Source organism: Micromonospora sp. WMMD734 (genome assembly GCF_049178975.1).
Lineage (GTDB): Bacteria > Actinomycetota > Actinomycetes > Mycobacteriales > Micromonosporaceae > Micromonospora > Micromonospora wenchangensis.
In genome coordinates this window covers 6,948,878-6,975,274 of record NZ_JBMHMK010000001.1, presented here as the reverse complement: position 1 = coordinate 6,975,274, position 26,397 = coordinate 6,948,878, and the positions used below count along the sequence as shown (strand labels likewise).

The 26,397-nt window shown below is 72.9% G+C and carries 24 protein-coding genes, 1 tRNA gene and 1 pseudogene; 12 read left to right on the top strand and 14 right to left on the bottom strand.

From position 1 onward, the window contains the following. Position 1: 1 nt before the first annotated feature. The 4 genes from thrC to argS form a co-directional block, all read right to left on the bottom strand. Positions 2 to 1,051: a threonine synthase gene (gene thrC / locus ACN267_RS30515; protein ID WP_204957988.1), complete on the bottom strand. Its 1,050-nt coding sequence runs from the start codon at positions 1,049 to 1,051 to the stop codon at positions 2 to 4. Positions 1,052 to 1,165: 114 nt separating this feature from the next. Then, positions 1,166 to 2,479 carry a homoserine dehydrogenase gene (locus tag ACN267_RS30510; RefSeq protein ID WP_204958216.1) on the bottom strand — a complete coding sequence of 438 codons (1,314 nt, stop codon included), beginning with the start codon at positions 2,477 to 2,479 and terminating at the stop codon, positions 1,166 to 1,168. 8 nt (positions 2,480 to 2,487) lie between these two features. Further along, complete coding sequence (gene lysA, locus ACN267_RS30505) at positions 2,488 to 3,873, bottom strand: diaminopimelate decarboxylase (RefSeq protein WP_421490196.1); 1,386 nt, start codon at positions 3,871 to 3,873, stop codon at positions 2,488 to 2,490. Between the two features lie 5 nt (positions 3,874 to 3,878). Continuing rightward, the gene (gene argS, locus ACN267_RS30500) at positions 3,879 to 5,543 is read right to left on the bottom strand and encodes an arginine--tRNA ligase (protein ID WP_421490195.1); all 1,665 of its coding nucleotides are present in this window, start codon (positions 5,541 to 5,543) and stop codon (positions 3,879 to 3,881) included. Positions 5,544 to 5,641: 98 nt separating this feature from the next. On the opposite strand from argS, the gene ACN267_RS30495 reads away from it, so the two are divergent. The 4 genes from ACN267_RS30495 to ACN267_RS30480 all read left to right on the top strand — a co-directional run bounded on the left by ACN267_RS30495 (position 5,642) and on the right by ACN267_RS30480 (position 8,200). Then, positions 5,642 to 6,460: a DUF3105 domain-containing protein gene (locus ACN267_RS30495; protein ID WP_204957985.1), complete on the top strand. Its 819-nt coding sequence runs from the start codon at positions 5,642 to 5,644 to the stop codon at positions 6,458 to 6,460. 10 nt (positions 6,461 to 6,470) lie between these two features. Next, on the top strand, positions 6,471 to 7,136 hold the full coding sequence (locus ACN267_RS30490; protein ID WP_204957984.1) for a DUF305 domain-containing protein: 666 nt from the start codon (positions 6,471 to 6,473) through the stop codon (positions 7,134 to 7,136). Positions 7,137 to 7,320: 184 nt separating this feature from the next. Further along, positions 7,321 to 8,016: a winged helix-turn-helix domain-containing protein gene (locus ACN267_RS30485; RefSeq protein ID WP_204957983.1), complete on the top strand. Its 696-nt coding sequence runs from the start codon at positions 7,321 to 7,323 to the stop codon at positions 8,014 to 8,016. Between the two features lie 109 nt (positions 8,017 to 8,125). Beyond that, positions 8,126 to 8,200 (top strand) — tRNA-Arg (locus ACN267_RS30480). 208 nt (positions 8,201 to 8,408) lie between these two features. Here ACN267_RS30480 and ligD read toward each other — a convergent pair. After that, a complete protein-coding gene (gene ligD / locus ACN267_RS30475) occupies positions 8,409 to 9,368 on the bottom strand; it encodes a non-homologous end-joining DNA ligase (RefSeq protein WP_421490194.1) in 960 nt (319 codons plus the stop codon). 200 nt (positions 9,369 to 9,568) lie between these two features. Between ligD and ACN267_RS30470 the strand changes: the two genes are divergently transcribed. The 3 genes from ACN267_RS30470 (at position 9,569) to ACN267_RS30460 (ending at position 12,780) form a co-directional block, all read left to right on the top strand. Beyond that, entirely contained in the window at positions 9,569 to 9,901 is a 333-nt protein-coding gene (locus ACN267_RS30470; RefSeq protein WP_239485203.1) for a winged helix-turn-helix transcriptional regulator, read from the top strand. An 85-nt stretch (positions 9,902 to 9,986) separates the two neighbouring features. Next, complete coding sequence (locus tag ACN267_RS30465; RefSeq protein ID WP_204957980.1) at positions 9,987 to 10,574, top strand: TetR/AcrR family transcriptional regulator; 588 nt, start codon at positions 9,987 to 9,989, stop codon at positions 10,572 to 10,574. A 13-nt stretch (positions 10,575 to 10,587) separates the two neighbouring features. Then, a complete protein-coding gene (locus ACN267_RS30460; RefSeq protein ID WP_204957979.1) occupies positions 10,588 to 12,780 on the top strand; it encodes an MMPL family transporter in 2,193 nt (730 codons plus the stop codon). A 92-nt stretch (positions 12,781 to 12,872) separates the two neighbouring features. Here the strand turns inward: ACN267_RS30460 and ACN267_RS30455 are convergent, their stop codons facing one another. Beyond that, positions 12,873 to 14,129, bottom strand: a complete 1,257-nt coding sequence (locus ACN267_RS30455; RefSeq protein ID WP_204957978.1) for an erythromycin esterase family protein — start codon at positions 14,127 to 14,129, stop codon at positions 12,873 to 12,875. A gap of 90 nt (positions 14,130 to 14,219) precedes the next feature. Between ACN267_RS30455 and ACN267_RS30450 the strand changes: the two genes are divergently transcribed. Then, a complete protein-coding gene (locus ACN267_RS30450; RefSeq protein ID WP_204958215.1) occupies positions 14,220 to 14,411 on the top strand; it encodes a DUF2795 domain-containing protein in 192 nt (63 codons plus the stop codon). Between the two features lie 32 nt (positions 14,412 to 14,443). On the opposite strand, the gene erm is transcribed toward ACN267_RS30450, so the two are convergent. Then, positions 14,444 to 15,274 (bottom strand): ErmE/ErmH/ErmO/ErmR family 23S rRNA (adenine(2058)-N(6))-methyltransferase, encoded by an 831-nt coding sequence (gene erm / locus ACN267_RS30445; protein ID WP_204957977.1) that lies wholly within the window; start codon positions 15,272 to 15,274, stop codon positions 14,444 to 14,446. Between the two features lie 546 nt (positions 15,275 to 15,820). Then, complete coding sequence (locus ACN267_RS30440) at positions 15,821 to 16,726, bottom strand: Gfo/Idh/MocA family protein (protein ID WP_421490526.1); 906 nt, start codon at positions 16,724 to 16,726, stop codon at positions 15,821 to 15,823. 249 nt (positions 16,727 to 16,975) lie between these two features. On the opposite strand from ACN267_RS30440, the gene ACN267_RS30435 reads away from it, so the two are divergent. Both ACN267_RS30435 and ACN267_RS30430 read left to right on the top strand, forming a co-directional pair. Further along, positions 16,976 to 17,380, top strand: a complete 405-nt coding sequence (locus tag ACN267_RS30435; RefSeq protein WP_204957976.1) for a hypothetical protein — start codon at positions 16,976 to 16,978, stop codon at positions 17,378 to 17,380. Beyond that, positions 17,373 to 17,866 (top strand): annotated as a pseudogene (locus tag ACN267_RS30430) (hypothetical protein). The gene ACN267_RS30435 and the pseudogene ACN267_RS30430 overlap by 8 nt, the downstream one beginning before the upstream one ends. Here ACN267_RS30430 and fabG read toward each other — a convergent pair. Both fabG and ACN267_RS30420 read right to left on the bottom strand, forming a co-directional pair. After that, positions 17,839 to 18,597, bottom strand: a complete 759-nt coding sequence (gene fabG, locus ACN267_RS30425; protein ID WP_421490193.1) for a 3-oxoacyl-ACP reductase FabG — start codon at positions 18,595 to 18,597, stop codon at positions 17,839 to 17,841. The pseudogene ACN267_RS30430 and the gene fabG overlap by 28 nt on opposite strands. Before the next feature lie 92 nt (positions 18,598 to 18,689). Further along, on the bottom strand, positions 18,690 to 20,342 hold the full coding sequence (locus ACN267_RS30420; RefSeq protein WP_204957973.1) for an alpha-amylase family protein: 1,653 nt from the start codon (positions 20,340 to 20,342) through the stop codon (positions 18,690 to 18,692). Between the two features lie 82 nt (positions 20,343 to 20,424). On the opposite strand from ACN267_RS30420, the gene ACN267_RS30415 reads away from it, so the two are divergent. Next, positions 20,425 to 21,039 (top strand): DUF1349 domain-containing protein, encoded by a 615-nt coding sequence (locus tag ACN267_RS30415; protein ID WP_421490192.1) that lies wholly within the window; start codon positions 20,425 to 20,427, stop codon positions 21,037 to 21,039. 158 nt (positions 21,040 to 21,197) lie between these two features. Further along, positions 21,198 to 21,869 carry a DedA family protein gene (locus ACN267_RS30410; RefSeq protein ID WP_281894639.1) on the top strand — a complete coding sequence of 224 codons (672 nt, stop codon included), beginning with the start codon at positions 21,198 to 21,200 and terminating at the stop codon, positions 21,867 to 21,869. Between the two features lie 68 nt (positions 21,870 to 21,937). Here the strand turns inward: ACN267_RS30410 and ACN267_RS30405 are convergent, their stop codons facing one another. The 4 genes from ACN267_RS30405 to ACN267_RS30390 form a co-directional block, all read right to left on the bottom strand. Next, positions 21,938 to 23,500, bottom strand: coding sequence for a cellulose binding domain-containing protein (locus ACN267_RS30405; protein WP_421490191.1), 1,563 nt, complete (start codon positions 23,498 to 23,500; stop codon positions 21,938 to 21,940). Positions 23,501 to 23,712: 212 nt separating this feature from the next. Further along, complete coding sequence (locus ACN267_RS30400; RefSeq protein ID WP_421490190.1) at positions 23,713 to 25,149, bottom strand: carbohydrate-binding protein; 1,437 nt, start codon at positions 25,147 to 25,149, stop codon at positions 23,713 to 23,715. A 76-nt stretch (positions 25,150 to 25,225) separates the two neighbouring features. Then, positions 25,226 to 25,957: a YidC/Oxa1 family membrane protein insertase gene (locus ACN267_RS30395; protein ID WP_421490189.1), complete on the bottom strand. Its 732-nt coding sequence runs from the start codon at positions 25,955 to 25,957 to the stop codon at positions 25,226 to 25,228. A gap of 127 nt (positions 25,958 to 26,084) precedes the next feature. Next, on the bottom strand, positions 26,085 to 26,393 hold the full coding sequence (locus tag ACN267_RS30390) for a DUF6412 domain-containing protein (RefSeq protein ID WP_307821117.1): 309 nt from the start codon (positions 26,391 to 26,393) through the stop codon (positions 26,085 to 26,087). Positions 26,394 to 26,397: the final 4 nt, after the last annotated feature.

Below are 26,397 nucleotides of genomic sequence, written 5' to 3'. Positions count from 1 at the left end.
ATCAGGCCAGGTCGAGGGAGCGGGCCGCGGTCAGGGCGTCGTTGGCGATGGTGATCGGGGCGGGGGCGGTGGAGATCGCCCACTCGGGGTCCTTCAGGCCGTGGCCGGTGACCGTGCACACCACCGTCGACCCGGCCGGCACCCGGCCCTCGGCCCCCTGCTGGAGCAGCCCCGCCACGCTGGCCGCGCTGCCCAACTCGACGAAGACCCCCACCTCCCGGGCGAGCAGCCGGTAGGCGGCCAGGATCTCGCGGTCGGTCACCGCGGCGATCAGCCCCTGCGAGGTGTCCCGGGCGTCGAGCGCCTTGGTCCAGCTCGCCGGGTTGCCGATCCGGATGGCGGTGGCGATGGTCGACGGCTCCGGCACCACCTGGCCGCTGACGATCGGGGCCGCCCCGGCGGCCTGGAAGCCGTACATCTTCGGGGCGCGGGTGGCGTTGCCGGCGCGCAGGTCCTCCGAGTAGCCCATCCAGTAGGCGGAGATGTTGCCGGCGTTGCCGACCGGCAGGCAGTGGATGTCGGGGGCGTCACCGAGCGCCTCGACGATCTCGAAGGCGGCCGTCTTCTGGCCGTGCAGCCGGTCCGGGTTGACCGAGTTGACCAGGGCCACCGGGAAGTCCTGGGCGAGCTTCGAGGCCAGCGCCAGACAGTCGTCGAAGTTGCCCTGCACCTGGAGCAGCTTGGCCCCGTGCACCAGCGCCTGGGCCAGCTTGCCCAGCGCGATCTTGCCCTGCGGCACCAGCACCGCGCAGGTGATCCCGGCCCGGGCCGCGTACGCCGCGGCGGAGGCGCTGGTGTTGCCGGTGGAGGCGCAGATGATCGCCTTGTCGCCGGCCTCGACCGCCTTGGAGACGGCGACGGTCATCCCCCGGTCCTTGAACGAGCCGGTCGGGTTGGCCCCCTCGACCTTGAGGTAGACGTCCGCGCCGAGCCGGGCGGAGAGCGCCGGCGCGGGCAGCAGCGGGGTGTTCCCCTCGTGCAGGGTGACCACGGGCGTGGCGTCGGTGACCGGCAGCCGGTCCCGGTACGTCTCGATCAGGCCCCGCCACATGTCGCTCTCCTCGCCTCTGCCGCCCCGGTCGCGCCGGAGCCCCTGCCAGCCTGGACCAGCCTCGCCCATCGCGCCCCGGCACACCCACCGATAACCATCAGGCGAGACGCCCGGTCACGCCCCGCCCTCGACCCGCAGCACGCTGGCCACCGACCGGACGATGTCCAGCCCGCGCAGCTCCCGTACCGTCGCGGCGAGCGCGGCGTCCGGGGCGACGTGGGTGACGATGACCAGGTCGGCGTCCTCGCCACGGCCGGCCGGACCGCCACCGGCCGGCCCCTGCCGGACGGTGGCGATGGACACGTCGTGCCTGGCGAACACCCCGGCCACCGCCTGGAGCACACCCGGCCGGTCGACCACGTCGAGACTGATGTGGTAACGGGTCAGCGCCTCGCCCATCGGCCGGACCGCCAGGTCGGCGTAGGCGGACTCGCTGGCCGCATGGGCGCCGGCGAGCCGGTTACGGGACACCGCGACCACGTCGCCGAGGACCGCGCTGGCCGTCGGCGCACCACCGGCCCCCCGGCCGTAGAACATCAGCTGCCCGGCCGCCTCGGCCTCGACGAAAACCGCGTTGAACGCGTCGCCGACGCTGGCCAGCGGGTGGGTCAGCGGGATCATCGCGGGGTGCACCCGGACGCTGACCGTCTCCCGGCCGGCGGCGTCGGTGCCCCGGGCGGCGATGCAGAGCAGTTTGATAGTGCAGCCCATCGCCTTGGCGCTGGCCATGTCGGCGACGGTGACCTCGGTGATGCCCTCACGGTGCACGTCGGCGGCGGTGACCCGGGTGTGGAAGGCCAGCGACGCCAGGATGGCGGCCTTCGCGGCGGCGTCGAAGCCCTCCACGTCGGCGGTCGGGTCGGCCTCGGCATACCCCAGCTCGGTCGCCTCGTCCAGCGCCTCGGCGAAGCCGGCACCGGTGGCGTCCATCGCGGAGAGGATGAAGTTGGTGGTGCCGTTGACGATGCCGGTGACCCGGTTGATCCGGTCGCCGTGCAGCGACTCGCGCAGCGGGCGCAGCAGCGGGATCGCCCCGGCGACGGAGGCCTCGTAGTAGAGGTCGGCCCCGCCCTCGGCCGCCGCGTCGTGCAGGGCCGCGCCGTCCTCGGCGAGCAGCGCCTTGTTGGCGGTGACCACGCTCTTGCCGGCGCGCAGCGCCTCCACCAGCCAGCTCCGCGCCGGCTCGATACCGCCGACCACCTCGACGACGACGTCCACGTCGTCGCGTTTGATCAGGCCGAGCGGGTCGGTGGTGAACAGCGCCGGGTCGACGGGGAGGCCACCCCGGTCCCGGCCGAGGCGGCGCACGGCGATACCGGCGATCTCCAGCGGAGCACCGATCCGGGCGGCCAGGTCGGCGGCCTGCTCGTGCAGCAGCCGGACCACCTCGCTACCGACCGTTCCGCAGCCGAGCAGAGCCAAGCGCACAGGTGACGTCATCCCACATCCAAAGCGAGCAGGTCTTCTTCGGTCTCCCGCCGTACGATCAGCCGGGCTCGGCCGTCACGCACCGCTACCACCGGGGGGCGGGGCACATGGTTGTAGTTGCTGGCCATGCTCCGGCAGTACGCCCCCGTGCCGGGGACCGCGACAAGATCTCCGGGCTGCACGTCGGCGGGCAGGAATTCATCCTTCACCACGATGTCCCCGGACTCACAATGCTTTCCCACCACGCGGGCCAGCAGTGGCTCGGCGGTCGAGGTCCGGCCGGCCAGCGTCGCCGAGTACGAGGCGTCGTAGAGGGCGGTCCGGATGTTGTCGCTCATCCCGCCGTCCACGCTGACGTACGTGCGCAGCCCGTCGACGTCCTTGACGGTGCCGACCGTGTAGAGGGTGAACACGGCGGGGCCGACGATGGCCCGGCCCGGTTCGATCGACAGGTGCGGGACGGCCAGGTTCTCCGCCGCGCACTCCGAGTCGACGATCTTGCGGAGCCGCTTGGCCAGTTCCGCCGGCGTCGACGGGTCGTCCTGGGTGGTGTAGGCGATGCCGAAGCCGCCGCCCAGGTCCAGCTCGGGCAGCTCCACCCCCCGGGCGTCGCGGATCTGCGCCTGCAGGGCGAGCACCCGGCGGGCGGAGACCTCGAAGCCGCTGGTGTCGAAGATCTGCGAACCGATGTGCGAGTGCAGCCCGCGCAGGTCCAGCACACCCTCGTCGATGACCCGGAAGGCCGCCGCGGCGGCGGCCCCGCCGGCCAGCGAGAACCCGAACTTCTGGTCCTCGTGGGCGGTGGCGATGAACTCGTGGGTGTGCGCCTCCACCCCGACGGTGACCCGGATCAGCACGCCGGGGCGGACCCCGCGTTCCCGGGCCAGCGCGGTGAGCCGGTCGATCTCGGTGAACGAGTCGAGGATGATCCGCCCCACCCCGGCGTCCAGCGCCCGGGTCAGCTCGGCGACGGACTTGTTGTTGCCGTGGAAGCCGATCCGCTCGGCGGGCATCCCGGCCGACAGCGCGGTGGCCAGCTCGCCGCCGGAGCAGACGTCCAGGTGCAGGCCCTCCTCGGCGATCATCCGGACCACCGCCCGGCAGAGGAACGCCTTGCCGGCGTAGTAGACGTCCACGTCGGGGAAGGCGTCCCGGAAGTCCCGGGCCCGCGAGCGCAGGTCGTCCTCGTCGAGGACGTACGCCGGGGTGCCGTACCCGGCAGCCAGTTCGCGGACGTCGAGGCCCGCGACGGTCAGCGCGCCGCCCGCGCCGCGCTCGACCTGGCGCGGCCACAGCTGCGGGACCAGGGCGTTGACGTCGGCCGGCGAACGCAGCCAGCCCGGCCCCCGGTCTCCGATGTCGCCGTGCAGGGCACCGGCTTCGTGGGCACGCATCAGGGCTACATCCTCTCCGGGGCGGTGACGCCGAGCAGGCGCAGCCCGTTGGCGATCACCGTGCGGGTGGCGTCGTTGAGCCAGAGCCGGGCCCGGTGCAGGTCGGTGACCTCCTCGTCGCCGCGCGGCAGGACCCGGCAGTTGTCGTAAAACCGGTGGTACGCCCCGGCCAGGTCCTCCAGGTAGCGGGCCACCCGGTGCGGCTCGCGCAGCTCGGCGGCGGCGGCGACCACGGCGGGGAACTCGGCGAGCGCCTTGAGCAGCTCGTTCTCCTTGTCGTGGTCGAGCAGCTCGGGATGGAACCCGGTCCCGGCGCCCCGGCTCAGGCCGACCTCGGCGGCGTTGCGGCCGACGCTGGCCGTGCGGGCCGCGACGTACTGCACGTAGTAGACCGGGTTGTCGCGGGTGGCCCGGGTCCACAACTCGACGTCGATGTCGATCGGGGAGTCGCTGGAGTAGCGGGCCAGCGCGTAGCGGGAGGCGTCCACCCCGATCGCGTCGACCAGGTCCTCCAGGGTGACCACGGTGCCCGCGCGCTTGCTCATCCGCAGTGGTACGCCGTCGCGGACCAGGTTGACCAGCTGGCCGATGAGGATCTCCAGGTTGACCGCCGGGTCGTCGCCGAAGCAGGCGGACATCGCCTTCATCCGCCCGATGTAGCCGTGGTGATCCGCGCCCAGCATGATCACGACCCGCTCGAAGCCGCGCTCCCGCTTGTCCAGGTAGTAGGCGCAGTCGGCAGCGAAGTACGTCCACTCACCGTTGGACTTGCGCAGCACCCGGTCCTTGTCGTCACCGAAGTCGATGGTGCGCAGCCAGGTCGCCCCGTCGGCCTCGTACAGGTGGCCCTGCGCGCGCAGCCGGTCCAGGGCGAGGTCCAGCTCACCCCGGTCGTGCAGGTCCTTCTCGTTGAAGTAGGTGTCGAACTCCACCCCGAAGCCGCGCAGCGAGGACCTGATCTCGGCGAACATCAGCGTGACGCCCTCGACCCGGAACACCTCCTGGGCCTCGCCGTCGGGCAGGTCGAGCACGTCCGGCCGGATCGCCCGGACCTGCTCGGCGATCTCGGCGATGTACGCCCCGCCGTAGCCGTCCTCGGGGGCCGGCTCGCCCTTCGCCGCGCAGAGCAGCGACCTGGCGAACCTGTCGATCTGCGACCCGGCGTCGTTGAAGTAGTACTCGGTGCCGACGTCGGCGCCGGTGGCCCGCAGCAGCCGGCTGAGCGCGTCGCCGACGGCCGCCCAGCGGACCCCGCCGATGTGCACCGGGCCGGTCGGGTTGGCCGAGACGAACTCCAGGTTGATCCGCTGGCCGGCGAGCCGGTCGCTGCGGCCGTACTCCTCGCCGGCCTCGACGATCACCCGGGCGAGCTGGCCGGCGGCGGCGGCGTCGAGCCGGATGTTGAGGAAGCCGGGGCCGGCGATCTCCACCGACTTGATCCCGGCCGCCCGACCGAGCTGGTCGGCCAGCGCGGCGGCCAGCTCCCGGGGCGGGACGCCGACCTTCTTGCTGAGCTGGAGGGCCAGCGTCGAGGCGTAGTCGCCGTGGTCGGGGTTACGCGGTCGCTCCACCGCCGTGTGCGCCGGGAGCGCGGCGGGGTCGAGCCCGCGCTCGCGGAAGACGGCGTGGGCTGCGGAGAGGACGACCTCGGCGAGTTCTGCGGGAGTCACCGAACCATGTTATCGGGGGTAGACTCGGGCACTCGGCGGCGACCCTGAGCGTCACCCGGCCCGCCAGTTCCCCTGACCGACCGACCTGACGAGGGACGATGAGCATCAGCACCCCGGGCGGCCCGCAGCGCCGTCCGACCGTGGTCAGCACCGGTAAGAAGCCGGCGGCGGGCCGGCCCGCCGCCGGCGCCAGCAAGCCCGGGGCCGCCAAGTCCACGGGCACCCCCCGGCAGACCTCGGGCGGCAAGGGCCCGCGCAAGCCGATCACCCCGGTGAAGGTCAGCCAGGGCCGGTCCTGGGGCCCGATCGCCCTGTTCGTCGCCGTGGGCGTGCTCGCTGTCTCGATCATCGGTTACGGCGCGTACGCGGCCTTCCAGGGTTCCAAGTCGTGGGAGCAGCGGGCCGCCGAGATCGACGGCATCGTCGACTTCCGGGAGAAGGACCCCAAGCTCGTCCAGGGCGGCCAGCACCAGCAGGGCGCGATCAAGTACGACGTGCTCCCCCCGGTCGCCGGCCCACACAACCCGGCCTGGCAGAACTGCATGGGCGACGTCTACGACGCCCCGATCGCCAACGAGCACGCGGTGCACAGCCTGGAGCACGGCACGGTGTGGATCACCTACCGTCCCGACCTGCCGGCCGACCAGGTCAGCAAGCTGCGCGGCAAGGTGCAGGGCGTCGAGAAGGCCATGCTCAGCCCGTTCGAGGGGCTGGACAAGCCGATCTCGCTGCAGGCGTGGGGCTACCAGCTCAAGGTCGACAACGCCGACGACAGCCGGATCGACGAGTTCATCAAGACGCTGCGGGTGAACGCCTCGGTCGAGGGCCCGAACGCCAACTGCGGTCAGGGCATCACGGCCACCGGCACCGCCCCGCGCGACAACGTCCCGCAGCAGCAAGAGATGCCCACCCAGTGAGGACGTGGCGATGACCGCTCCCGCGACGACCGACACGCCGCCCGTCGAGCCCCCGGTCACCCCCGCAGGTGACCGGCGGCCCGCCGGCCGTTACGGCGTGCTCGTGCTGGCCGCCGCCATCGTGGTCGGCCTCCTGCTCGGGTACGCCGGCGGCCTGCTCACCCCGACGTTGACCCGGCCTGGCGACAGCTCGGCGGAAGCCGGCTTCGCCCGGGACATGAGCACCCACCACGCCCAGGCGGTCGAGATGGGGCTGATCGCCTTCGACCGGGGCACCGACCCCGAGGTGCGGCAGATCGGCGGTGACATCGCCACCGGCCAGCAGGGCGAGATCGGCACCATGCAGACCTGGTTGCGGTCGTGGGGGCTCGACCCGACCGGCAGCGAGCCCCGGATGGCCTGGATGCCCGACGGGGCCAGGGTCGAGAACGGTCTGATGCCGGGGATGGCGACGCCTGAGGAGATGGCCAAGCTGCGCGTCGCCCAGGGACGCGAGCTGGACGTCCTCTTCCTCCAGATGATGATCAAGCATCACCTCGGCGGCATCCACATGATCCAGGGCATCCTGGACGCCGGCAGCGACGACGACGTCCTCAAGGTCGCCCAGATCATGAAGAACACCCAGCAGACCGACCTGACCAACCTGCAGAACGCGCTGAAGCGCCTGGGTGGCTGACCCGCCCGACCTCCTGGGAGGCCCGCGTACCGCCCCGGCGGACGCGGGCCTCCGCGCATCCACCGACTCCACGGCAGGTTATGGGCGATTTGCATCTTTAGCGTGCTGCGCACCTTTGAGCCCCTACGAGAGCTTTCTACCCACATATCGTGACCAGTTGCGATTAGTGCTCGTTGCGTAGGACGTGGGGGTTGCACTCAGAGACGCGCGGCGCTCGGTCACCAGTTGGTGCCGACGCCACACCATCGGCGGTGACGGAGCGGTGGCAGCCGCCCGTCGCGGACACCGGCAGGGCGAGTCGGGAGCGCTCAGCCGGGAACAGGAACTCGAACTGATCGACGTACTGCGCGGCGTCCACCCCGACGGGTTCGGGCTGGACGAGGAACTCTGGACGCGCCAGAGCCTCGCCGCGCTCATCCAACGCCGCTTCGACCTCACCATGGACGCCGGCACCGTCGGGGCGTACCTGCGGGCCTGGGGGCTGGGCCCCCGGGAACCACGCGAGCGGGCCTGCGGGCTCTGCGTCGGTGCGGTCGAACGCTGGGTACGCGGCGAGTACCCGGCCATCACCCGGGCCGCCCAGGAACACGACGCGGAGGTCTACTGGATCGGCCGGGTACGCCTGCGCGGCACCATGCCCGCCGCCGAGGTGATCTCGGCGGTGTCGTCCCGGGGCCGGGTCCGGTTCATGGTCACCACGCCGAGCGTGGACCCGCCGCTGCCCCGCGACTTCGTGCTCCGGCTCAGCGGCGTCGACCAGCACCCGGTGCACCTGATCGTGGACGGCTCCTGGCCCCGCAACGAGTGGCCCCGCCGGCTGCCCCGGCGCATCGTCCTGCACCCGCTGCCGAGCTGCGGACGCACCCTGGCCGCCGCCTGAACAGCCCGCCCGACGTCACGGTCGCCCAGGTCAACGGGGAGAACCGGGGGGTGCCGGGTGGCGATTCGGTGATCCGGAAGGGGGTTTGCTACTCTTCTCAGGTCGCTGAGCCCCCGTAGCTCAGGGGATAGAGCACCGCCCTCCGGAGGCGGGGGCGCAGGTTCGAATCCTGCCGGGGGCACCACGGACGACCAGCACGATAAGGCCGCTGAGCAGGGGAAACCCGATCAGCGGCCTTCGTCGTGTGTCCGGCCGTCAACGACCCGGGCGGGCTTCCGGGTCACCGCGACGATCCACGCAGTATCGCCCCCGTGGCGCTGTCCCGGCTCGATGATGCCGCTCCATCGGCCCACAGGAGTCGATCACCACCCGGCCGGGCGGGCGACGGCCGGTCAGGGGTTTTCGCGGCGGGCCCGGGCGCGGCGTTTACCCTCGTGCATGGCCTGCACCCGGGGCACCGGGATGGTCCGCCCCTCGGCCACCAGGCCGGCCGGGAGCCGCTGCGGTGCGGGCATCGCACCGGCCCACGGGTCGCGGTCGCCGAGCATCGCCGGGACGGTCCGCACGGTGAAGTCGGCCGGGGTGACCCGGTCGAGCTCGTCCCAGGCAACCGGGAAGGAGACCGGCAACCCGGGGCGCATCCGGGGGCTGTACGCGGCGACCACCGTCGCCCCGCCGGCCCGGGTGGGGTCGACGAAGACCCGGCCGCCCCGGTCCTCCCGGATGAACGCGGTGGTCGCCGACTGCGGGTCGAGACGTTCGGTGTGCACGGCGAGCGCCCGGGTCGCGGCAGCCACCTCCTCGGCGGTGGTGTCCGGGTGCACCGGTACGAAGACGTGCAGTCCCTTGGCGCCGCTGGTCTTCACCGCGCCGGCCAGCCCGACGTCGGCCAGCGCCCGGCGGACCGCCCCGGCGACCCGGGCCACCGTCGGGAAGGCGTCCCCCTCGGGCGGGTCGAGATCGAGCACGAGGTGGGTGGGCTGCTCGGGGCGGGTCGCGGTGACCAGCGCCGGGTGGTATTCGACGGCCCGCTGGTTGGCGAACCAGAGCAGGGTGCGCCGGTCGTCGCAGAGCGCGTACGACACCTGGCGGTGCGAGGTCTCGGCCCAGATCGCGGTGCGGCGTACCCAGTCGGGGGTGTATTTCGGCAGGTTCTTCTGCATGAACGGCTCCTGCCCGCGCAGCAGCCGGACCACCGACAGCGGCCGGTCGCGCAGGCCGGGCAGGATGCGGTCGCGTACGGCGTCGAGGTAGTCGACCAGGTCCCGCTTGGTCAGGTCGCTCCCGGCGAGCAGCGGCTGGCCCAGATTGGTCAGGCCGACCCCGTCCCGTGTCTCCTCCGCCCCACCCATCCGCCCACCCTCCCGGGCGTGCCGGCCGGGCGCAACCCCGACACGGGTCGACCGCCGGCCCCGTCGTCGGGGTGTCCGTCTGTGACCATGGCACCGGCGGAAGGAGACCCCTCGTGTCCCGGGAACACAGCGACGGCCACACCGGCGGGCAGCAGGACGGCGACGAGTGCGACGGCGGCGGGCGGGACGGCGACTGCACCCTGCGGGAGGCGCTGGACCGGGTGGGCGGCAAGTGGGCGATCGGCATCCTGCTGGCCGCCTCCCCCGGCCCGGTCCGCTTCTCGGAGCTGACCCGGCAGGTCGAGGGGATCAGCCGCCGGATGCTCACGCTGACCCTGCGCAATCTGGAACGGGACGGCCTGTTGCACCGCCGGGTGCACCCGGGCGTGCCGCCGAGGGTGGAGTACCGGGCCACCCCGATGGCGTTGGAGCTGTACGAGCCGTTGCTGGCGCTGACCGCCTGGGCGCAGCGGCACCGTACGGCGATCAGCGAGGCGCGGGCCGCGTACGACCGGGGGCACGGCCGGGGGTGAGGGGCACCGCCCTGTGGTGAACGCCACCGACTTCCTCTGACCGATCGGTCAGTGTCTGACCGATCGGTCAGGCATGCTGGAACGCATGATCCGACGCACCCCCCGTACGCACGGCGAGATCCTCGCCGCAGCGGCCCGGCGGTTCGCGGTGACCGGCTACAAGGGCACCTCGTTGCAGGACATCGCCCGCGAGGTGGGCTGCTCCAAGGCGGCGGTGCTCTACCACTTCGCCGGCAAGGAGGCCCTGCTCGCCGAGCTGATGGCGGGACCCATCGCGGCCCTCTGCGAGCTGGACGAGCGGATCTCGGCGCTGACCGGCGCGGCGGCGCAACGCGTGGCGGCGGAGGGCTTCGTCGACCTCGCGGTGCGGTTCCGGGGTGAGATCGCGCTGCTGCGCGGGGAGTTCCCGGAACTGCTCGCCCAACCGGCCTTCGCCCACATCCAGCGCATCTCCGAGCGACTGATCGAGGCGATGACCGGCCCCGACGGCGGGCAGGACGCGCGGGTCGCCGCGCTGGTGCTGCTCGCCGGCATCGCCGAGGGGTGCGGCGCGTTCGCCGACATCCCCGACGAGGAGCTGCGCCCCGCCCTGCTGGCCGTCGCCCAGCGGGTGCTCGTCACCCCCACACCGCCGCCACCACGGCCACCTCTCGACCACCAACACCAGGATTGAGGACAAGGATCTGATGGCGACCCTGCTGTACCGGCTAGGCCGGGCATCGTTGCGCCGCCGGCGACTCGTCATCGCCGTCTGGCTCGTCGTACTCGTCGGCCTCGGCATCGCCGCCGCCACCCTGAGGGGCCCGACGGCCAGTAACTTCACCATGCCCGGCACCGAGTCGCAGCAGGCGTTGGACCTGCTCGCCGAGCGGTTCCCGGCAGCCAGCGGCGCCACCGGCACCATCGCGGTGAAGGCACCGGCCGACGGCCAGTTGACCACCCCCGACGGGCAGGCCGTGGTGAAGGGGGTCGTCCAGGAGGCGGCCACCCTGCCCGGCGTGGTCGGCGCGGTCGACCCGTACCAGTCCCAGGCGATCACCCCCGACGGCCGCTACGCGCTGATCCAGGTGCAGTTCGCCACCGGCGCGGACGACGTCACCGACGACCAGCGGACGGCGTACGAGAAGGTCGGCGCGCAGGCCGAGGCGCAGGGGTGGCAGATCGCCCCCGGCGGTGAGGTGCTCAACTCCGAGCCGGAGGTCGGTTCGACCGAGGCGCTGGGTGTGCTCGTCGCCGCGATCGTCCTGATCATCACGTTCGGTTCGCTGGTCGCGGCCGGGATGACCATGCTGAACGCGCTGATCGGCGTCGGGGTCGGCATGGCCGGCCTGTTCGCGCTCAGCAGCGTGGTCGAGCTGACCAGCACCGCGCCCATCCTGGCCCTGATGCTCGGCCTGGCGGTCGGCATCGACTACTCGCTGTTCATCACCTCACGGCACCGGCAGCACCTGCTCGAAGGGCTCACCCCGGAGGAGGCGGTCGGCCGGGCCGTCGGCACCGCCGGTTCCGCCGTGCTCTTCGCCGGCGCCACCGTGGTCATCGCGCTCGCCGGCCTCGCCGTGGTCGGCATCCCGTTCCTCACCGTGATGGGTCTCGCCGCCGCCGGCACGGTCAGCGTGGCGGTGCTGGTGGCGATCACCCTCGCCCCGGCGCTGCTCGGGTTCGCCGGCCGCCGGGTGCTGCCCCGCAAGCTGCGCAACGCTCCGCCGGCCGGGGCCACCGAGGCCGTCGACGCCGTGCCGACCGCCGAGGACCGCTCCGGCTTCGGGTTCCGCTGGGCGCAGTGGGTGACCCGGCTGCGCATCCCGGTGATCCTGGTCGGCCTGCTCGGTCTCGGGCTGCTCGCCCTGCCCGCCCAGGACATGCGGATCGCCCTGCCGGACGCCAGCACCGCCCCGGTGGGCAGCCCGGCCCGCACCAGCGCCGACCTGATCCGGGAGGGCTTCGGTCCGGGCTTCACCGGCCGCCTCGTCGTGGTGGTCACCGCGGACTCGCCACAGGACACCGCAGCCGCCGTGCCGCAGGTCGCCGCGCTGGTCCAGCGTACGGAAGGGGTGCTGGCGGTGGCCCCGCCGCAGCTCGACCCGTCAGGCCGCACGGCGCTGATCGGGGTGATCCCGAAGAGCGGGCCGACCGACGCGGCCACCGAGACGTTGGTCCACGACATCCGGGACCGGGTGGGTTCGATCGGCAACGCCGAGGTGCTGCTGACCGGCGTGACCGCGATCGGCATCGACGTGTCCGAGAAGCTGTCCGACGCGATGCCGGTCTACCTGCTGCTCGTGGTGGGGCTGTCGATCCTGCTGCTGATGCTGGTCTTCCGGTCGATCCTGGTGCCGGTGAAGGCCGCGCTGGGCTTCCTACTCACGGTGGCCGCCACCTTCGGCATCACCGTCGCGGTGTTCCAGCAGGGCCACCTCGCCAGTCTGGTCGGCCTGGACAGCCCGGCCCCGCTGATCAGTTTCCTGCCGATCCTGCTGATCGGCATCCTGTTCGGCCTGGCCATGGACTACGAGGTCTTCCTGGTCTCCCGGATGCGGGAGGACTTCGTGCACGGCGACACGGCCCGGCAGGCCACCATCAACGGGATGGGGCACGGGGCGCGGGTGGTCACCGCCGCCGCGCTGATCATGATCTCGGTCTTCGGCGGCTTCGTCTTCCTCGACGACCCGGTGATCAAGTCGATGGGCTTCGCGCTCGCCGTCGGTGTCGCCATCGACGCCTTCGTGGTCCGGATGACCATCGTCCCCGCCGTGATGTCCCTGCTGAACAACCGGGCGTGGTGGCTCCCCCGCTGGCTCGACCGGTCCCTCCCCAACGTCGACATCGAAGGCGAAAACCTCCGCGCCCACCTCGACAAACACCCGGTCAACGCCTGACCCCTGCCGATCATGGAGTTGTGGTGCCCGACCGGGGGGCTTTCGCCCCTTTCGTCCGGCACCACAACTCCATGATCCACACAGGAGTGGGGTCAGAGGCCGGTGGGGTAGGTTTCCAGTTCGCCTACGGTGGGGTGGGTGGGGAGGGGGTGCAGGGCGGTGGTGTGGTCGCACCAGATGAGGGCGTCGTAGCGGTCGGCCAGCCGGGTCGGCACGTAGTTGCCCCAGCGTTCGAAGGTCGGGTCGTAGACCACCCCGATGGCCCGGTGCTCGACGGTGCCGGTGACCCAGTCGGGCTGGTCGGGGCCACCGAAGACGAGCACCGCCCGCTCCGGCAGCAACCCGTGCAGGCGCCACTCCACCGAGCCCTCCCGGGCCGGCGGCACCGTCATCACCTCGGCCGGTGAACCCCAGTGCGGAGCGGCGACCACGGTGCCCCGGTAGCCGCCGAAGCCGATCAGCGTCACCGCGTCCCGGCCGAGGCGTTCCCGGGCGAGCTGACCGATGTTGACCATCCCGTCGCCGGCCATGTCGGTGGCGCGGGCGTCCCCGATGTGGGTGTTGTGCGCCCAGACGATCCCCCGTGACCCCGGGCCGTACCGGGTGAGCAGCCGGTCCAGGGTGTCGGCCATGTGGATGTCACGCACGTTCCAGGAATCCGGACCGCCGTGCACCATCGCCCGGTAGTACCGCTCCGCGCCGGCCACCACCTCCGCGTTCTGCCAGGCCGCGAACGCGTCCGGGCCGTCCGAGGCGACGTGTGCCCGGGTACGCGACAGCAGCCGGATCACCTCCTCCTCGCAGCGCGCCGAGACGAACCGGCTGGCCGCGCCGTACTCCTCGACCCGCCGCCCGTACGGCTCGAAGCACCGGTACGCGTCCTGCGCCGCCTCCATCGACTTCGGGTCCTCCTCGCCGAGGTAGTCGAAGATGGCCTGCATGGACTCCCACAGGCTGTAGACGTCGAGCCCGTGGAAACCGGTCCGGTCCCGCTCCGGACGCTCCAGGTTCCACGCCCGCAGCCAGTGGCAGAACCGGTCCACCTCGGCGTTGGCCCACATCCAGGTCGGCCAGCGGGTGAACCGGCCCAGCGCGGTACGCGGGTCCTGCGCGCCGCCGGGCGCGCCCACCACCGACCGGTGCACCCGGTCGCAGTCCGGCCAGTCCCCCTCCACCGCCACGAAGTCGAACCCCTGCTCGGCGATGAGGCGTCGGGTGAGCTGTTCACGCAACCGGTAGTAGTCGTAACTGCCGTGCGTCGCCTCGCCGATCATCACCACCCGGGCGTTCCGGGCGCGCTCCAGCAGCGGGTCGAAGTCGCTCGGCGTACCGAGCCGCTGTACCAGCATGGGCGGGGCTACCCGGCAGGGTCGGCGGACAAACCGCCGTCCGGTGCGCGGCGGCCGGTGTGTCGGCGGGTGGAACGGGTAGCCGGCGGCATGACCGTCACCGGGATGCAGTTGCAGGAGTACCTGGCCGGGCTCGACTACCCGGTCTCCCGTGAGGACCTCATCCGCTGGGGTCAGGAGAACGGTGCCAGCACCGAGCTGCTCCAGATGCTGCGGGCGCTGCCCGCCGGGCAGTTCGACGACCCGGCCGAGCTGAACGAGGCCCTCGGCACCCTCGCCTGAGCCGCCGCCCGGCCCACCCCCGCCCCGGTCGGTCACCACCGGCGACCACCGGCGTGCCGCGGTGCCGTCGGGGCGTGCAGCAACCGGAACAGCACCAGCCACTGCTCCGGCCAGACCAACCCGACCGGGGTCGCCGGGTCGAGCCGCGCCGCCCGCAGCGCGCCGTCGACCCGCCGGCCCGGATGCGCCGCGCGCAGCGAGGCCGCGAGCGACCCGCCCGCCCCGCCGAACCCCAGCTCCACCATCTTCCGGTACGCGGGCAGTCCGGCCGGGTCCAGCAACGCCGCCGGCCGGCGTTCGATCCGCAGGATGCCCCCGTCGACGCCGGGCACCGGGCGGAACGCGGTCCGGGCCACCCGGCCGGACAGCCGCCAGTGGTACTCCGGCCAGGTCAGCACGGTCAGCCGGCTCCACCGGCCGAGGTCGCCGGTCCGCTTGCGGGCGTACTCCCACTGGGTGAGCAGGGTGGCCGCGCGCAACCGGGGCGCGGCGAGACACCAGCGGACCACCGCCGCCGTCAGCGACCAGGGAACGTTGCCGACGACGGCGAACGGCTCGTCGGGTGGCGCGGCGGTCAGGAAGTCGGCCTGCCGGTGCTGTACGTGCGGCAGCGTCGCGCACACCGCCGCCAGGGCGGGGACGACGCCCGGGTCGACCTCGTAGGCGATCAGCCGGCCACACCGCTGCGCCAGCGGCCGGGTCAGCTGGCCACGCCCGGCGCCCACCTCCAGCAGCAGGTCGTCCGGGCCGGTGCGGGCCGCCCGGACCATCCGGGCCACGGCGGCCGGGTCGGCGAGGAAGTTCTGCGACAGTACGCGACGGGACCGGTCGCGTGCGGTGGTGCGGTCGGGGCGGGGCGCCACGGGGCTCGTCCTGTCTGTCGCCGCTCGGCGACGGTACGGACAGGCACAGCACACTGCCGGGCCTGTCCGAGTGGATCGGGACTCGGACGGCCCTGGAGAGATCGGCGGGGACGCGACGCGAAGAGAGCGCAGCCGGTGGCAGGCCGGGTGGTGCTTCGGGTCAGGCGCGGTGGGCGTCCCGGCCGGCCAGGGCCGGACGCCGGACTCGCGGGCGGGCCACCAGGAGGGGGCCCCGCGCGGCCGACGTGACGGCCACGGTGATCAGGGCGTGCATACACATGGCGGCCACGCTAGCGCACACCCCACGGTGCGCAACGCGTTTTCCGGCCTTCCACCACGACCCCGCCGGCCGCCGATCCGGCCAGCCCTCGCGTGGCCCGCACATCTGGAGGGGTGAGCCGGTCGGGACCAGCCGTTCCGTCGGCGAGCGAGCACCGATGTCGGCGACCGGTGACCCATGGTCACCTCGAACCCGTCACCGACACGCCGGCCGATGCCCCACCTGACCACCGACCGGCCTGACCGGGGAGCGGCAAGGGGCGGGGCTCAGGGCTGGAGGTCGACCGTACGGGCCTCGGCGCGGGCGGTCTCCGCAGCCGCCAGGACCGCCACCACCTCCCGGCCGAACCGGACGTCACACAGGTGGTCCCGGTCACCCGAGTCGACCTGCCCCAGCAGTTGGTCGACGGCCGTACCGAATGCGGTCAGCGCGTTGCCGTCGCCCGGCGGTACGGCCTCGACACCGTCGTCGCCGTAGAGGACGACGTCCCGGGTCAGCGCAGCCGGCGGCGCATCCAGGGTCAGCGACAGCGCACTCGTCGCACCGCCGTCGTGGGTGAGCAGCAGGTGCACCATCCCACCGGGGCCGTCCAACGCGGCGACCCGGGTGACCCGGCCGAGCACCGGCACCACGATCGAGAGCGCGTGCGGTCCGATGTCCCACAGCGCCCCCTGCTCCCGCCGCCAGGAGGAGCCGGCGTACGGGCTGCCGGGCTGGTAGATCGAGGCGAACAGGGTGGCGCGGGCGTGTTGCCAGCCGCCGGCTGCGGCGGCGGCGGTGAGGAAGCCGTCGACGTTCGGGTGGAACCGCTGGGTGAAGAAGACCACCGAGGCCACCCCGGCGGCCCGCACCGCTGCGACCAACCGGTCGGCGTCGGTGAGGGTCAGCGCCAGGGGCTTGTCCAACAGCAGGTGCCGGCCGGCGGAGGCAGCCCGGACGGCGATCCCGGCCTGCACGTCCGGGGGCAGTGCCACGGCCACCGCGTCGCAGGCGTCGAGCAGCGCGTCGACGTCGTCGAAGGCCGGGACGCCGTGCCGGGTGGCCAGCGCGGCGGCCTTCTCCGGGTCGCGTCCCCAGACCCCCACCAGCTCGGCGCGGGGATGCGCATCAAGCCCCGCGCCGTGCGTCTGTGCCGCCCAGTGACCGGTGCCGAACAGGCCGAACCGCAGCACGAGGTACCCCCGGTCTCGTCGGGCCACGCGACACCGTGGCCGTCACCCACGCTAGCCGCCCCGGCCGGGCCACGCAGCCGGCACCGGGCCGGGAGCGCCGGAGTCCGCGTGGCGACCGGCCGGCTACACCGCCCACTCCGGTGGGACCGGTTCGCCGGACCGGGACCGGGGCATTCGGGACGGGGACCGGGACGACGGCGATTACTACGCCGGTTAGTAGGCTGTGCCGGTGACCGAGACACCGATCGGATGGCGGCGATGACCGGCGCGGCGTCGGCCGGTTCGCCGGTGGACGGGGTGCTCGCCACCGTGACGATCGGGCTGTCGCTCGTACTCGCGCTGTGGGCGCTGGTGGCGGCGGTCCGGCACCGGCCGCCGGACCTGGTGCAGTCCGTCGGCCTGGGCCTGCTGGAGGTGGCGCTGCTCGCGCTGACCGTGCTGGCCCTGGTCGCCGTCACCGGGGGTGAGCGGCCGGGCGAGCCGGGCGCGTTCTTCGGCTACCTGGTGACGCTGGTCTGCCTGCCCCCGCTGGCCTGGGTGCTGGCCCGGATGGAACCGACCAGGTGGGGGTCGGCGATCGTCTGCGCCGTCTGCCTGGTCCTGCCGGTGGTCGTGGTCCGGCTGCAACAGACCTGGGAGGTCGTCGGTGGCTGACACACCGACGGCGCGACGCGCCACCAACGCGGGGCCGGGGCGGCTGCTGATCGCCGTCTACATCCTGTTCGCCATCGCCGCCACCTCCCGGGCGGGGCTCCAGATCGCCACGAAGTTCGACGAGGCGCCGGTGGCGTACCTGCTCTCGGCGGTGGCCGCGCTGATCTACATCGTGGCGGCGGTCGGGCTGGCCCGTGCCGGGCACGCCGGCCGCCGGGTCGCGCTGGCCTGCTGCTCGGTGGAGCTGGTCGGGGTGGTCGGCGTCGGGGTGCTCAGCCTGGTCGACCCCGAACTGTTCCCCGACGAGACGGTCTGGTCCGGCTTCGGCAGCGGGTACGGCTACATTCCGCTGGTGCTGCCCGTGCTGGGCCTGCTCTGGCTGTGGCGCACCCGCGACGCCGCCGACGCCTGACGCGGACGCCTGACGTCGGCTCCCGGCGCGGGCGCACCGGCCCCGGTCAGTCCTTCGGGCCGCCCGCGACGTAGATGACCTGGCCGGAGACGAACGACGCGCCCTCGCTGACCAGGAACGAGATGGTGTGCGCGACGTCCTCCGGGCGGCCCGGACGGCGGACCGGGATCTCGGCGGCGGCTTGCTTCTGGAGGTCGTCGAAGTCGACCTTCATCCGGGCGGCGGTGGCGGCGGTCATGTCGGTGACGATGAAGCCGGGGGCGACCGCGTTGACCGTCACCCCGAACGGCCCCAGCTCGATCGCGAGGGTCTTGGTGAAGCCCTGGAGGCCGGCCTTGGCTGCCGCGTAGTTGGCCTGGCCCCGGTTGCCCAGCGCGGAGGTGCTGGAGAGGTTGACGATCCGGCCGTACTTCTGCTCGACCATGTGCCGCTGGGCGGCCTGGCTGAACAGGAACGCGCCGCGCAGGTGCACCCCCAGCACGGTGTCCCAGTCGGCGTCGGTCATCTTGAACAGCAGGTTGTCCCGCAACACCCCGGCGTTGTTGACCAGCACGGTCGGCCCGCCCAGTTCGGTGGCGACCCGCTCGACGGCGGCCTCGACCTGGTCCCGGTCGGCGACGTCCGCGCCGACGCCGAGGGCCCGGCCACCGGCGGCGGTGATCGCCTCCACGGTCGGCCCGGTCGCCGCCTGGTCGATGTCGACCACGGCCACGGCCATGCCGTCGGCGGCCAGCCGACGGGCGGTGGCCGCGCCGATGCCGCGCGCGGCTCCGGTGACGATGGCGACGCGGGACTCCTCCGACATGACTACCTCCCGGTAACTTCTGGCTCGACCGAGGAGCCTACCCGCCCCGACGCCCGTCGGCGTCCCGGCCGGGACGCCGACGGGCCTGCCGGTCAGTAGGTGGTGGAACGGCAGAGCCGGATCCAGCGGTAGCCGTGCCCGCCCAGCTTCAGGCTGTCCAGCTTGCCCACGTCGCCGTAACCCCGGTCGGTCAGGACGTCTATCGGCAGGTCCGCCTCGGGGGCCACGCTGCTCAGGTCCACCTCCACGTCCTCGGTGCCGAGGTTGTGCAGGAAGACCATGGTGCCGGTGGGGCCGTCGGCGCGGTGCGCGAGCACCCCGGCCGGCATCGGCACGTCGATGTGCGTGGTCGAGCCGGAGCCGATCTCCGGGGCCTCCCGCAGCGTCCGGATCATCCGCTCGAACCAGGCCAGCAGCGACGTCGAGTCGCGCCGCTGGGCGGTGACGTTGACCTGCTGGTAGCCGAAGTCACCCTGGTCGATCACCGGGCGGATCAGCTTCTCCGGGTCCGCCGTGGAGAAGCCGCCGTTCTCCTTGTACGACCACTGCATCGGGGTACGGATCGCGTCCCGCCCGTCCAGCGCGAGGTTCTCCCCCATCCCGATCTCCTCGCCGTAGCGCAGCACCGGCGTGCCGCGCAACGAGAACTGGAGCGCGTACGCCAGCTCGATGTGCCGCCTGTCGTTGCCGAGCATCGGGGCGAGCCGCCGCCTGATGCCCCGGCCGTAGAGCTGCATGTTCTCGTCCGGGCCGAACTTCGCCAGCACGTCGTTGCGCTGGTCGGAAGTGAGCCGGGACAGGTCGATCTCGTCGTGGTTGCGCAGGAAGGTGGCCCACTGGCCGCCGGTGGGCAGCTTCGGGGTGTCGCGCAGCGCGTCGATGATCGTCTCCGGGTCCTCCCGGGCGAGGGCGAGCATCAGCCGGCCGTTGAGCATGAAGTCGAAGAGCATGTGGATGCGGTTGCCCGAGCCGCTGCCGTCGCCGAAGTAGACCGGGAGCTGGTCCGGCTCGACGTTCGCCTCGGCCAGCAGCACCGCGTCGCCGCGCCGCCACTGCACGTGCTGCCGCAGGTCGGTGAGGAAGTCGAAGTCCTTGGGCGCGTCCGGGTTCCCCGGCTCGGTCCGCTCGATGATGAACGGCACCGCGTCCATCCGGAACCCGGAGACGCCGAGCTGGAGCCAGAACGAGGTGATCTTCTTGATCTCGGCGCGGACCTTGGGGTTCTCGATGTTCAGGTCCGGCTGGAACTTGTAGAAGCGGTGGTAGTACCACGCCTTGGCGGTCCGGTCGTAGCTCCACGTCTCGTGCTGCTCACCAGGGAACACCATGCCCTGGTGCCGGTCCGCCGGCTCGTGGTCGGCCCAGACGTACCAGTCACGGTACGGCGAGTCGGGCGAGGACCGGGCGGACTGGAACCACGGGTGCTGGTCGGAGGTGTGGTTGACCACCAGGTCGATGATGACCCGGATGCCCCGGTTCTGCGCCTGGTGCAGCAGCTCGGCGAAGTCACCGAGGGTCCCCAGCCGCGGGTCGACGTTGTAGAAGTCGGTCGCGTCGTATCCGTCGTCCTGGTTGGGCGAGGGATGGATCGGGTTGAGCCAGAGGCAGGTCACCCCCAGCCGCGCCAGGTAGTCGAGCCGGCCGATCAGGCCCCGGAAGTCACCGACCCCGTCACCGTCGGAGTCCGCGTACGTGTCGACGTCGAGGCAGTAGACGACGGCCTCGGAATACCACCTGTCACCCATGCCGGCCTAATGTCTCCGGTGCGCCGCCGCCGCAAACGCGAGCCCCGTTCCGACCCCGACCCTGCGGGGGTACGGTCCGGGCATGGCTGCGCATCCGACGGACGGCTCCCGCACGCTCGACTGGGACGAGGGCCGGTGGCTGCACCCACCGGTACGGGTGGACCGGACCGACGACGGCGCGCTGCTGGTGGAGCCGGCCGCCAACAGCGACCTGTGGCGGCACACCGGCTACGGCTTCGTCCACGACGACGGGCCGGCACTGCTCGCCCCGCTGCCGGCCGGTGGCGCGGTCGAGGTGGACTTCCTGCTCGACTACACGGAGCAGTTCGACCAGGCCGGCGTGCTGGTGCGGGTGGACGAGCGGAACTGGATCAAGGCCGGGGTGGAGGTCAGCGACGGCCTGCCGCAGGTGGGCGCGGTGGTGACCAGGGAGTTCTCCGACTGGTCGGTGGCCCCGGTGCCGGACTGGCAGGGCCGGGAGGTGACCGTACGGGCGAGCCGCGACGGCGACGCGCTGACGGTCCGGGCCCGGGTCGCCGACGGGCCGTGGCGGCTGGTCCGGCTCGCCCCGCTCGACCCGGACGCGGTGGCGTTGGCCGGGCCGTTCTGCTGCGCGCCCACCCGGGGCGGGCTGACCGTCCGGTTCACCGGCTGGCGGCAGGGGCCGGCGGACCGGGAACTGCACCCCTGCGACTGAGCCCCGGCTCAGCCGGCGGGGCCGCCCGGTCGGCACGACGGCGCAGGTCGCAGCGCCCGGCCGGGCGCGGACGGGGTGGGCTCACTCACCCGCAGGGTGTAAGTGGCGGTCGGCTGGGTACCACTGTCCGATCCCGCCGGCCTGCTGGAAGGACGCCCATGGCTCTCGCCGAGAACGTCGACCCGAACCAGTTCACCGGGCTGACCGGATGGGTGGCGGGCGTCATCGACTCCCTCGGCGCGGTCGGGGTCGCCTTCCTGGTGGCGCTGGAGAGCATCATCCCGCCGATCCCGAGCGAGATCGTGCTGGCGATGGCCGGCTACCTCGCCGCCGAGGGCCGGTTCAGCCTGGTGGTGATCATCCTCGCCGCGACCGTCGGTTCGCTGGTCGGCGCGCTGGTGCTCTACTGGCTCGGCGCGGCGATCGGCGAGGAACGGCTCAAGCACTGGCTGGACCGTATCCCGCTGGTCGACCGGGACGACCTGGAGAAGGCCGACCACTGGTTCGAGCGGCACGGCCGGTGGGCGGTGCTGATCGGCCGGCTGGTGCCGGTGGTGCGCAGCCTGGTCTCCGTCCCGGCCGGCGCGAACCGGATGCCGATGGGCGAGTTCGTGCTGCTCACCACGCTGGGCAGCGGGGTGTGGAACGCGCTGGTCGTCGGCCTCGGCTACACGTTGGGCTCGCGCTGGCAGGACGTGGAGAAGTACAGCGACTGGTTCAACTACGCCATCTTCGCGGTCTTCGCCGTCATGGTCGTGAGCTGGGCCGGCAAGAAGATCCGCGCCCGGCGCGACCGCAACGACAGGCAGTCGGTGAGCACCGACCGCTGACCGGGTCACCGCGCCGGCCCGGTTCGCCCGGTGGGGCCGCCGGAGCGGCCGGCCCCACCGGGCGGTGCTCAGAACCTCGCGGTGATCGAGGTGAACTCCCAGGTGCCCTGGCTGATGCCGGAGCAGTTGGCGACCACTCCCCCGTCCGGGCAGGCCCGGTCCCGGTTGACCGACCAGAAGGTGAACCGGGACAGCCCCCGGGCCTTGGCCCAGTCCCGCAGCTGCGTCCAGGTGGCCGGCGAGGTCAGCTCCCGCTGGTCGGACAGGCCGTTCATACCGCTGATGCCCATGTGGGCGTACGCGGTGGCGTCGGACCAGCCGAACGCCGACTTCAGGGTGGCCTTCAGCCCTTCGGCGGCGTTGACGCTGTTCTGGTACATGTTCGCCCCGCCACCGAAGTCGAACGGCATGATCGTGAACGTGTCGATGTTCGCGCCGAGCGCGGCGGCCTGGTTGATCAGCCGGGTGCCGTAGTACGACGGCCCGGTGGTCGAGGTGCCGAAGGTGATGATCGTCTTGATCCCCGGATTGTTCTGCTTGACGATCTTCAGCGCGCCGAGGATGCGGTCCTGCACCACCTCGTTCTCGAACTCGTCGCTGTTCTCGATGTCGATGTCGATCGCCTTCAGGCCGTACGCGTTGATCACCTGCTGGTACGCCCCGGCGAGGGCGCTGGCGGACGCGCAGTTCGGGCCGAGCTTGTTGCCGCTCCAGCCGCCGAACGACGGGATGACGTCGCCGCCGGCCGCCCGGATCGCGGCGATGGTGTTGGCGTGCGCGCCCCCGGTGAGCGGCCCGGAGCCGTCCCAGGCCGGGGTGCAGCCACCGCCGGAGAGCACGAACGCGATGGTGAACCACTTCACCCCGGTCGCCCCCATCACCGTCGCCGGCGCGGGCGGGTCACCCCAGCCCGGGTAGAGGTAGGGGGCGGCGGCCATAGTGCCGTTACCGCCGGTGCAGCCGGTGGTGGTGGCCGACACCGCTGCCGACTTCGCCGACTCGCCGGCCGCGTTGTACGCGGTGACGGTCCAGCTGTGGGTGGAGCAGGCGGCCAGCCCGGAGACGGTGGTCGAGGTGCCGGCGACGGTGGCCTTCACCGTGCCGCCCTCGTAGATCCGGTAGCCGGTGACCGTGCCGGAGACGGCGTTCCAGGCCAGCGTGGCCGACGACGCGGTCGTGCCGGTGACCCGTAGTCCGCCCGGGGTGGCCGGGCCGGTCGGGTTGCCGGGGCCGCCGCCGGTGCAGGACGCGCCGTTGACCGTGCAGTTGGTCGGGTCGCCGGTGCCGGCGACGACGAAGCCGAAGGTGGTGCTGGCACCCGGCGCGAGGCTGCCGTTCCAGCTCTGGTTGAGGGCGGTGACGCGCTGGCCGGAGCTGCTCAGCCGGGCGTCCCAGAACGAGCCGACGGTGCTGCCCGAGGGCAGGTCGAACACGACGGTCCACGAGCTGATCGCGGTCGAGGTGTCGTTGGTGACGGTGAACTTGGCCTCGTATCCGCTGCCCCAGCTGGCGGTGCGGACGAAGGCGGCGGTGGCGGCGGACGCGGCCGGCGGGGCCACGAGCGTGCCGGTGACCAGGGCGGCGGCGAGTGCGACGGCAAGGGTGGCCGCGCGGGGGGAGCGGAGTCTCACGGGTGGCCTCCAGTGGACCGGGGGTGGGGGCGTCAAGGGGGGTGACCGGTCCGGTACGCGGGCCGGTGGACGCGGTCCGGGGGTGGGACCGCCGGGACGACATCCACCGTCGTCCACGTCCGCGCCTATTATTAGGACTCTTAACTGTTAATGTCCAGAGCTCACCGACGCGGGGCCCGCGCCACACCGGCACGGACCCCCGCGCGGACCGCTCAGCGGCGGAAGGTGAACCAGTTGACGTTGACGAAGTCGGCCGACTGACCACTGCTGAAGGTGAGGTAGACGGTGTGCCGCCCGGTCACCGCCGACACGTTGCCCGGCACCGACCGCCAGCTCTGCCAGCCGCCGGTGTTGGCCACGGCGAAGCTGCCGATCGGGGTGGCGGTCGGGCTGTCCACCCGCACCTCGACCAGGCCGCTCACCCCGCCCGCCGCGCCGGAGGCCACCCGGGCCAGGAAGTCGCGCGGGCCGCTGCTGCCGAAGTCCACGTTGTCGTAGCGGGCCCAGTCACCGTTGCGCAGCGCGGCGATGTTCTGCCCGCCCTCGGCACAGGTCTCGACGGCCACCCCGTTCTGCCCGGAGAACCCCTCGGCCTGGATCGTCGAGTAGGCGTCCACGGTGCCCGACGGCGGCGGCGTGGTCGGGGCCGGCGTGGTGGGGGTCGGCGTCGGGGTGGAGCCACCGCCCCGGCGGTAGACCGCCACGTAGTCGACCAGCATCGGCCGGCCGGAGACGGTCGAGCCGGTCGGCGTGACGGCACCGGCCACCCCGTCCGGGAAGGAGCCGCCCATCGCCACGTTGAGCAGCAGGAAGTAACCGCCGTGGCCGGTCATCTGCGCCCAGTAGGTGGCCCCGACCTGGGTCTGGGTGACGGTGTGGAACAGCTGGCCGTCGACGTACCAGCGCAGTTGCTGCGGGCTGACCGAGGTGTCCCACTCGGTGCGGTAGGTGTGGAAGGCGGCCTGGCAGGCGCTGCCGGGGCAGACCCGGGTCGCGCCCAGCCCGCTGAACTCGTTGCACGGGCCGCCGGGGGCGACCCCGCAGTGCAGCGCGCCCCAGACCTGGTTGAGCCCGTTGACGTTCTCCATCACGTCGATCTCGCCGATGCCCGGCCAGTTCTGGTAGTTGCCCCGGTAGGGCGCGCCGAGTGCCCAGAACGCCGGCCAGTAGCCGGCCGCCTGGGCGCCGGTGACGTTGGGCATCTGGATCCGCCCCTCGATCGCCAGCACCCCGCCCGACGGGGGCTTGAAGTCGGTGCGGACCGTCTCGATCCGGGCCGAGGTCCACCGGCCACCGGAGTCGCGCAGCGGGGTGATCCGCAGGTTGCCGGACCCGTCGTGGGCCAGGTTGGCGGTGCTGCCGGTGTACGTCTGGATCTCGCCGGTGCCCCAGTTGGCCGGGCCACCCGGGTAGCTGGTGCCGGTGTCGACGATCCAGTTGGCCGAGGACGGCAGGGTGCCGGCCGCGCCGGTGAAGTCGTCGCTCCACATCAGGCTCCACCCCGACGGCGGCGTCGGGACGGCGGCCTGGGCGGCGACCGAGACGCCGGTCAGCGCGGTGGCAGCGGCGAGCGTGACCGCCAGGGCGAGCCGGCGGCGGGGCCGGCGCGGGGCGGTGGGGGCGACCGGAGCCGCCGGGACAGCGTTCATCGGAATGCCTCTCTGGGGGGACGGGAGCAAGAGAGCGCTCTCTGAGCGGTTTTCTACGCTCCCGCCCCACCAGTTGTCAACGCTCGTCGATGGCTTCGACCGGCACGGGTTGCGGTCGACGCAGCAGCACGTGCTCGGCCACCGTCCACGCGGTCGTGGTGACCAGGTAGAGCACCGCCGCCAACGGCACCACCAGCGCCAGCAGCACCGTGCCGTACGGCAGCAGCGGCAGCACCCGGGCCAGCAGCGCCGCCCCCGGCTGGTCGGCCGGGACGGCGGCCGACGCCGCCGCCCGCCGGGACAGCACCGTGGCCAGACCGGCCAGGGCCGCCAGCAGCACCCCGAAGACCAGCAGCACCGACGGGGTCAGCCCGTCGCCCAGGTGCCAGCCCAGCGGCACCCCGGCCAGCCGCGCGTCGAGCAGCCCGACCGCACCGTCCCCGGTGCCGAACAGCCGGTACATGACCAGGAAGAACGGTGCCTGGAGCAGCGCCGGCAGGCACCCCGCCACCGGCGACGCCCCGGCCGCGCGGTAGAGCGCGAACATCTCCGCCTGCAACGTCGCCGGATCGCCCGCGTACCGCTGCCGGAGCTGGCGCAGCTGCGGGGCGAGCGCCGCGCGACGCCGCTCCGCACGGACCTGGGCGACGGTGAGCGGTGAGATCAACAGCCTGACGGCGATGGTGAAAACAACGATGGCGGCGGCGGTGGCGGCCCCGCCGGCCAGCGGCGTCAGCAGCCCGGCGAGCCAGCCGACGGCGGAACCCGCGGCGGCAGCCGCGTCGTGCACAGGTGAGAAGGCGAGCATGGGGAACCCCTCGGTCCGATTCCGGAGGTCCGCACGGGACGGCGACCGGCCGCCGGTCAGGGCGGTCGGGGCGGTCCACCGTGGGACGGATGACGACGGAACCGGTCGGGGCCTGCGGCGCGCGGGATCAGCCCGCGACCGGTGACCACCCGACCGGGAGGGAACCCCCGGGTGCCCGGGGGCGGGGTCGGCCCGCCGCGTCCGGATCGACCTGCCGGGGTACGCGTCGACGCCGGGCCCGGTCGCGTAACCCGGCCGCCCGCCGCCCCGTGCCGGGGCCGGAGGCCGGCCGGGAACGGGTGGTCAGCAGGGTGACGAGCAGCAACGCGGCCACCACCGCCGCACCCGCCAGCAGGTCACCCGGCCGATCCGCGAGCAGGGTCAGCCCGACGAGCGCGTACGCCCACAGACCCGTCACCACCCGCAGCCCCGACACGCCC

Excerpts from the sequence above, each read along its gene's own strand:
- ACN267_RS30400 (WP_421490190.1), bottom strand. The coding sequence starts at position 25,149 with ATGAACGCTGTCCCGGCGGCTCCGGTCGCCCCCACCGCCCCGCGCCGG.
- ACN267_RS30490 (WP_204957984.1), top strand. The coding sequence starts at position 6,471 with ATGACCGCTCCCGCGACGACCGACACGCCGCCCGTCGAGCCCCCGGTC.
- ACN267_RS30465 (WP_204957980.1), top strand. The coding sequence starts at position 9,987 with ATGATCCGACGCACCCCCCGTACGCACGGCGAGATCCTCGCCGCAGCG.
- ACN267_RS30435 (WP_204957976.1), top strand. The coding sequence starts at position 16,976 with ATGGCGGCGATGACCGGCGCGGCGTCGGCCGGTTCGCCGGTGGACGGG.
- thrC (WP_204957988.1), bottom strand. The coding sequence starts at position 1,051 with ATGTGGCGGGGCCTGATCGAGACGTACCGGGACCGGCTGCCGGTCACC.
- ACN267_RS30395 (WP_421490189.1), bottom strand. The coding sequence starts at position 25,957 with ATGCTCGCCTTCTCACCTGTGCACGACGCGGCTGCCGCCGCGGGTTCC.
- ligD (WP_421490194.1), bottom strand. The coding sequence starts at position 9,368 with ATGGGTGGGGCGGAGGAGACACGGGACGGGGTCGGCCTGACCAATCTG.
- ACN267_RS30450 (WP_204958215.1), top strand. The coding sequence starts at position 14,220 with ATGACCGTCACCGGGATGCAGTTGCAGGAGTACCTGGCCGGGCTCGAC.
- ACN267_RS30460 (WP_204957979.1), top strand. The coding sequence starts at position 10,588 with ATGGCGACCCTGCTGTACCGGCTAGGCCGGGCATCGTTGCGCCGCCGG.
- ACN267_RS30410 (WP_281894639.1), top strand. The coding sequence starts at position 21,198 with ATGGCTCTCGCCGAGAACGTCGACCCGAACCAGTTCACCGGGCTGACC.
- fabG (WP_421490193.1), bottom strand. The coding sequence starts at position 18,597 with ATGTCGGAGGAGTCCCGCGTCGCCATCGTCACCGGAGCCGCGCGCGGC.
- ACN267_RS30415 (WP_421490192.1), top strand. The coding sequence starts at position 20,425 with ATGGCTGCGCATCCGACGGACGGCTCCCGCACGCTCGACTGGGACGAG.
- ACN267_RS30455 (WP_204957978.1), bottom strand. The coding sequence starts at position 14,129 with ATGCTGGTACAGCGGCTCGGTACGCCGAGCGACTTCGACCCGCTGCTG.
- ACN267_RS30420 (WP_204957973.1), bottom strand. The coding sequence starts at position 20,342 with ATGGGTGACAGGTGGTATTCCGAGGCCGTCGTCTACTGCCTCGACGTC.
- ACN267_RS30495 (WP_204957985.1), top strand. The coding sequence starts at position 5,642 with ATGAGCATCAGCACCCCGGGCGGCCCGCAGCGCCGTCCGACCGTGGTC.
- lysA (WP_421490196.1), bottom strand. The coding sequence starts at position 3,873 with ATGCGTGCCCACGAAGCCGGTGCCCTGCACGGCGACATCGGAGACCGG.